This window comes from Pseudoalteromonas sp. SR45-4 (genome assembly GCF_014163535.1).
GTDB classification, from domain to species: domain Bacteria; phylum Pseudomonadota; class Gammaproteobacteria; order Enterobacterales; family Alteromonadaceae; genus Pseudoalteromonas; species Pseudoalteromonas nigrifaciens.
The window spans coordinates 1-5,997 of the sequence record NZ_JACJDO010000073.1; the positions used below are offsets into that span (position 1 = coordinate 1).

The 5,997-nt window shown below is 39.6% G+C and carries 6 protein-coding genes; 4 read left to right on the forward strand and 2 right to left on the reverse strand.

Annotation, left to right across the window (positions count from 1 at the left end; genetic code table 11):
- Positions 1-322 precede the first annotated feature (322 nt).
- The 4 genes from H5058_RS17795 to H5058_RS17810 all read left to right on the forward strand — a co-directional run bounded on the left by H5058_RS17795 (position 323) and on the right by H5058_RS17810 (position 3,136).
- Positions 323-1,114, forward strand: coding sequence for a crotonase/enoyl-CoA hydratase family protein (locus H5058_RS17795; protein ID WP_089367841.1), 792 nt, complete (start codon positions 323-325; stop codon positions 1,112-1,114).
- A gap of 67 nt (positions 1,115-1,181) precedes the next feature.
- Positions 1,182-1,535 carry a CidA/LrgA family protein gene (locus H5058_RS17800; RefSeq protein ID WP_011327412.1) on the forward strand — a complete coding sequence of 118 codons (354 nt, stop codon included), beginning with the start codon at positions 1,182-1,184 and terminating at the stop codon, positions 1,533-1,535.
- Positions 1,528-2,271 (forward strand): LrgB family protein, encoded by a 744-nt coding sequence (locus H5058_RS17805; protein ID WP_086995023.1) that lies wholly within the window; start codon positions 1,528-1,530, stop codon positions 2,269-2,271. The genes H5058_RS17800 and H5058_RS17805 overlap by 8 nt, the downstream gene beginning before the upstream one ends.
- A gap of 37 nt (positions 2,272-2,308) precedes the next feature.
- Positions 2,309-3,136 (forward strand): mechanosensitive ion channel family protein, encoded by an 828-nt coding sequence (locus H5058_RS17810; RefSeq protein ID WP_011327410.1) that lies wholly within the window; start codon positions 2,309-2,311, stop codon positions 3,134-3,136.
- Between the two features lie 18 nt (positions 3,137-3,154).
- On the opposite strand, the gene H5058_RS17815 is transcribed toward H5058_RS17810, so the two are convergent.
- Both H5058_RS17815 and H5058_RS17820 read right to left on the reverse strand, forming a co-directional pair.
- Positions 3,155-4,216: a DUF21 domain-containing protein gene (locus tag H5058_RS17815; RefSeq protein ID WP_182679319.1), complete on the reverse strand. Its 1,062-nt coding sequence runs from the start codon at positions 4,214-4,216 to the stop codon at positions 3,155-3,157.
- Positions 4,217-4,258: 42 nt separating this feature from the next.
- A complete protein-coding gene (locus H5058_RS17820; RefSeq protein WP_011327408.1) occupies positions 4,259-5,611 on the reverse strand; it encodes a magnesium transporter in 1,353 nt (450 codons plus the stop codon).
- Positions 5,612-5,997 lie beyond the last annotated feature (386 nt).

The window sequence follows — 5,997 nt, forward strand, 5'->3', positions numbered from 1 at the left end:
GAGGTTTGTAACCTAGTGGGCTAAGTAAAAACCGAGCAAAGCTTCCGCGTCCTGCTCACGCCCCTTACCTACATCCATGTAGGCAACAAAGAGTCAATCGCCCCTAGGCAGAACCCTTCGGGCAGCGCATGTTTGGCATTGATGCTACGTTATCGCCTATTTATGGGGAATAACCACACCACATAGGCTCTGCCTTGCCTAAATACCAAACACACTGCTGCAAATTTAACCTTGAAAGATAAACAGACCCTAATCAACCACGCTCACTTTACTTAACTTAAATAACATCATAAGCTCAGGCAACAGGTCAGAGGAGTGCAAAATGATAAAATTAGAAAAACAACAAGGCATTGCAATTGTCACACTAAGCAGAGCTCAAAAACAAAATGCTTTAAGCTTTGCTATGTTTGTTGAGCTTAATAAAATAATAAAAAAGCTTAAAAAAGATCGCAGCATCCGCGCCGTAGTTTTAAAAGGCGATGGCGATCACTTTTGCGCGGGGTTAGATATAGCCGCAGTTATGGCGTCGCCGCTTAATATTATTAAATTATTATTTAAATGGTTACCTGGCAATAAAAATTTAGCCCAGCGGGTAGTATTGGGTTGGCAATCGCTTAGCGTGCCGGTTATTGCCCAAATTAATGGCAACTGCCTTGGCGGTGGATTGCAAATTGCACTCGGCGCTGACTATAGAATAGTGCACCACGATGCCCAATTTGCCATTATGGAAGCGCGTTGGGGGTTATGCCCAGATATGGGGGCTAATGTTGTAATGAGCGGTTTAGTAAAACGCGACCAAGCACTATGGCTTGCCAGCCATGCTGATCCAATAAGTGCACTACAAGCAAAAGAGCTTGGCTTGGTCACTCAAGTAACTGATGACACCGAGGCTGCCACACAAAAAATGTTGGAAATACTATTAGCCCGCTCGCCCGACACTCTGGCGGCAATTAAGCGCGTTACCCAGCAAAGCTATAAAACTCAGCAACGCAACATACTCGCCAAAGAAACCTTTAGCCAAATTAGATTATTACTTAGCCCAAATACCAAAAAGGCAATTGCTAAAGCAAAGGGTAAAACCGATATTCATTATGCCAACCCTAAACGCTGGTAAGATGATGCATGCATAAATAACAGGGATTTGTTAAAGTTAAATTCCTGACTTTCCAATGAGTTCTCTAATGAAATATGTGTTAAGTAGCGCAATTATTTTACTCTGCTTAGCGGCGGCTAAATTCATTATGCACAGTATTGGCGGCAGTTTTCCTGCGCCTTTACTAGCAATGGTTATTTTATTGCTGCTACTGTTAACTGGCATAGTAAAAGAGCATCAATTAAAGCCCTGCGCTTCACCTATTTTAAATATTATGCCCATCTTTTTTATTCCTGCGGGGGTTGGCTTTATTGAGCACCTTGGCTTAATAAAGTCGCATTGGCCTTTTTTAGTTGCCATTGTATTGCTAGTCCCTATTAGTACCTTATTGTTAGTGAGTAGTGTTATTGCCTACTTTAAAGGACGCGTAAATAATGACTGAGCAACTAAAATCGCTAACAACACAACTAACTCCAGATTTATGGTGGCTTAGCGTACCGTTTATTATTGCGCTGTTTTTATTATTAAGGCTACTTAACCAGCGGGTTAAGCATGTTATTTTAAAATCACTTACTAACCCTGTATTTTTAAGTATAGCTATTATTGCTTTACTCTTGGTTAATTTAAACTTGCCTTACACTAAATTTGCTAGCCACAGCCAATTACTAAGTTGGCTGTTAGAGCCCGCTATTGTGGCACTAGCATTACCTTTATATCAGCAGTTTGTTCATGTACGTAAAAACTTACTCTTAATTGTAACCACTTGTAGTTTAGGGATTATTAACGCCACTGTAGTGGCTTTTTTACTCAGCATGATATTTGCTGTACCCACACAACTTAGCGCCTCAGTTGCAGCATTGAGTGTAACAACTCCTATAACGCTAATTGTAACCGAGTCATTAGGCGGTATTGACTCGCTCGCTGCTGCCTTGGTTATTTTTATTGGTTTATTGGGTGCTTTATTTGGCTTTGTACTTTTTAAACTAATTAAAATTTATAACCATGAAGCGCAAGGCGTTGCCATGGGTACTGCCTGTCACGCTATTGGCACCGCAGCAGCATTGGTTGAGCATCCTAAAATAGGTGCATTTTCATCGGTTGCCATGGCATTAAGTGCGCTTTTAACGGCTGTAATAGTACCGTTTTTATATCCAATCTTAGTCAACACTTTGCTATAGTTAGCAAAAATATTTAACAGCCATCTTAAGAGCATATATGATCAGCCCAGAAATAGAACAGTTTGAAAAATACTACGCCATGCTTACCGAGTATTTAGTTACCTATAGCATGCAAATTGTAGGTGCTATTTTCATACTCTTAATTGGCTTATGGGTTGCGCAAAAGCTTGCCAACGTAGTGGCTAATTTAATGGCTCGCCATAATATTGACGTCACGTTAACTAACTTTGTGAGTAACCTAGTTAAAGTGTTGCTCATAATAATTGTCATTATTATTGCGCTGGGCAAAATAGGCATTAGTGTTACCCCTTTCGTGGCCGCTATTGGTGCTGCGTCGCTTGGTGCGGGTTTGGCAATGCAAGGTATGTTGTCTAATTATGGTGCTGGCCTTGCTATTATTGCCACTCGTCCTTTTGTGGTTGGCGACACTATAGAGGTTAAAAATGTCAGCGGGCAAGTTAAAATAATAGAGCTGGGGCATACAGTACTTATTGACGAAGAAAAGGTAGAAATAACCATACCCAATAAGCATATTCTCGGTGAAATACTCCATAACTCGTTTAAGTTTTCATTGGTAAAAGGCGAAATTACCATTGCTTACAGCGCGTGCTCAAATACCGCAGTTAAACTAATTGAAGATGTTGTGAATGGCCATGAGCTTGTGGCTAAAGTGCCCAATGCACAAATTGGTATAGAACGCTTTGCCGACAATGGCGTAACTATTAGCTACCGCTACTGGGTACCAACCACTAAAATAATCGAAACCAAGTTGGCTATTAATGGTGGGGTTTATAGCGCTATGAATAAAGCGAATATTGAAATACCTTTACCGCAGCGCATTGTTAGTATTATTAAAAGTGATTAATTTATAAACCTAAACCGTTTAAAGCGGTTTAGGTTGATCTATACTGGGGTTTAATTCAAGTTTAGGCGCACTCATACCTTTTAGTAATCGGCCAAAAATATCAGCCCCAGTAATAATGCGTTTTTCATCGCCCCATACCAGTACTACATCGTGCTCAATTGCCCCATCGAATGACTTGTCTAATGAATGACTGGCGCGAATTTTTAAAATAACGTCACTTAAGCGCATACTTTCATCGATCACTATTATTGGTCTGTGGCAAAAGTGGTACGGATCAAATGTGTCTGGCTCAAACAAAGCTGCGCGTAAAAAGCCATCCGCATCAACCACTAACAAAGGATAACCGGCCTGATTAGTAATAATTACCCAGTTGTAACCAGACTTGTGCAGTTTGCGTAAAAATTCATTATCGGCACTGAGTGTTAGTTCAGGAAATATTGGTAAATCAAGCTTGGTTGGTAACGCTATGATTGAGTCGGGATCTATCACTTCGCCTTCTTGAGTAACACTAATTTCATCTAAACTAAAAAAGTTAAGTGCACCAATACCTTCTACGTGCTGTACATCGGCTTCTTCAGCTTCTATGTGCTTACGAATAATGCCTCTGAGCTCACTCTCTGCAAAGTAGGTAATACCTTCTTTGCCTAACCAAGCATCGAGTATTAGCCCTGTAGGCTTAGCAACGACATAAAACAGTAATTGATAAAACTTAATTAACGGCGACAACATGCTGGCCATTTTTAACGCATTACGTGAAAAATACGCCTGTGGTGTAATTTCGCCAATAATAGTAATAGCAATAGTTGAGAATAAAAAAGAACTTGCACCCATTAATACCGAGTCAGAAAGTAAGGTCAGCAGTACGTTAATACCTACGTTTCCCCACAAAATAGTCGAGAGTAAAAAGTTTGAATCGTTACGCAGTGCCATTACTTTTATCGCAGCGGCGTTACCTTTACTGCTTTCCATTTCGAGTTGTAATCTACTTAGCGAAAAAAACGCCAAGTTTAAACCCGAAAATATTGCTGACTGCGAAATACACAGTGCAATAGCACACCAAATCATGACATCAAAAGTCATTGTTTTTCCTATTTATTTACGCGTTCCTTGCGATACAAGGCACTATAACAGTAGCAAACTACCTAAACCTAAAAAGGTAACAAAACCAACTATATCGGTTACTGTAGTTAAAATAACTGAGCCCGAAAGCGCAGGATCTATTTTCATTTTATCTAAAATAGAAGGGATCACTACACCGGCTAACGATGCTGCAACTAAGTTAAGCAAAATAGCCACGGTAATAGTAATACTTAGCATAACGTCGTTAAACCACAAAAAGGTCAATGCGCCAATAACAAAAGCCCATACAAAACCATTTACCGCGCCCACTCTTAGCTCTTTTTTAAGTAGCGCTGCGCGGTTAGAGTCGGTTACCTGGCCAAGTGCCAAGCCACGTACAATAACGGTGAGCGTTTGACTCCCGGCAATTCCGCCCATAGAGGCCACTATTGGCATTAATACCGCTAAAGCCACTACTTGCTCTATAGTTGCACCAAACAGGCCAATAAACCACGAGGCTAAAAATGCAGTCGCCAAATTTATACCCAACCAAATACCTCGGTTTTTAGCACTTTTTCGCACACTCGCAAATAAATCTTCGTCTTCACGCAGACCACCCGCTTTAGCGGCAGCCTCGTCGGTTATTTCTTGGCGTAACTCATACGCTGAAGCAATGGTTAAGCGGCCCAGTAATTTGTTATCAACATTAACAACCGGCATTGCCATTTTTTCGCTATGAATAACCACTTCCGCAGCTTCGTATAAATCATCATCTGCATGCAGCGATACATAGTCATGGTTTGCTAAAGTAATTAAACTGTCGTTGTCATTGGCTTTTATTAAATCATTAATTGCCACTTCACCAATTAAACTGCCCTTACGGCTCACTAAATAAATAACCTCTGTGAACTGCGGCAACCCTTTATGGAGTAACTTTTTAGCGCCTCCCGCGGTTAACTTTTCAGACACTTTTAAAAAGTCAAAACCTAACCAGTGACCTATTTGCTCAGAAGGGTATTGTTGCGCTAATTCATATTGCTTTGTTTGTGCTTCATCGAGTTGTTTTTTTGCATACTCAACAAATCGCTCAGGAATTACTTCTTCAAGCTCAAGCAGCTCTTCTACATTAACTTCGTCTAATAGTTTAAAACCGTCGCTATCATCTAAAGTTTGCAGTAACCATAAGGTGCTGTCATCGCTTAAATTAACAAATATTTCGTGTTGCGTGTCTTCATCTAACAACTGCCAAATTTCAAGGCGCTGCTCTTTAGGTATTGCTTCAAAAAGCAATGATAAATGCTCAGTTGATAATGTTAATTGTGCGTCTATTAATAACTTATTTTTGCGCTCTGTGGTGTCGCACTGTAATAAGTCATTTATGAGTTGGGGTAGTTTATCAACCGGATACTCAATCATCTTAAGCCTTAAAGTTTAGTAGGTTATATTAATAAATAGTCACTTATTAGTATGTATTGCTATTAGTGTAACGTAGAGGGCATAAAATATTGAAAAAATATGCAAACTCATCCGCTTTTTTCGCATTGTATGCGTAAAAATAACCAGCGGTTAATGTTTTTTTATTATTTTTTAAATTTAATTATACAAGCACAATCACGACTTACTTTTGATATGATTTCAGATGCTTAAGTGTAGGCAATTTCATACATCTTCATTAACTAACCTGAACTCTGGTTAAGAGATTTACTAACATATTGAATCATCGTTATATTTAATTTTATTTTCTCTAGCCAGAGGTTTTCAGTGAAAACAAGGCGAATTTACGCGTCAATAGCTGGCCTATT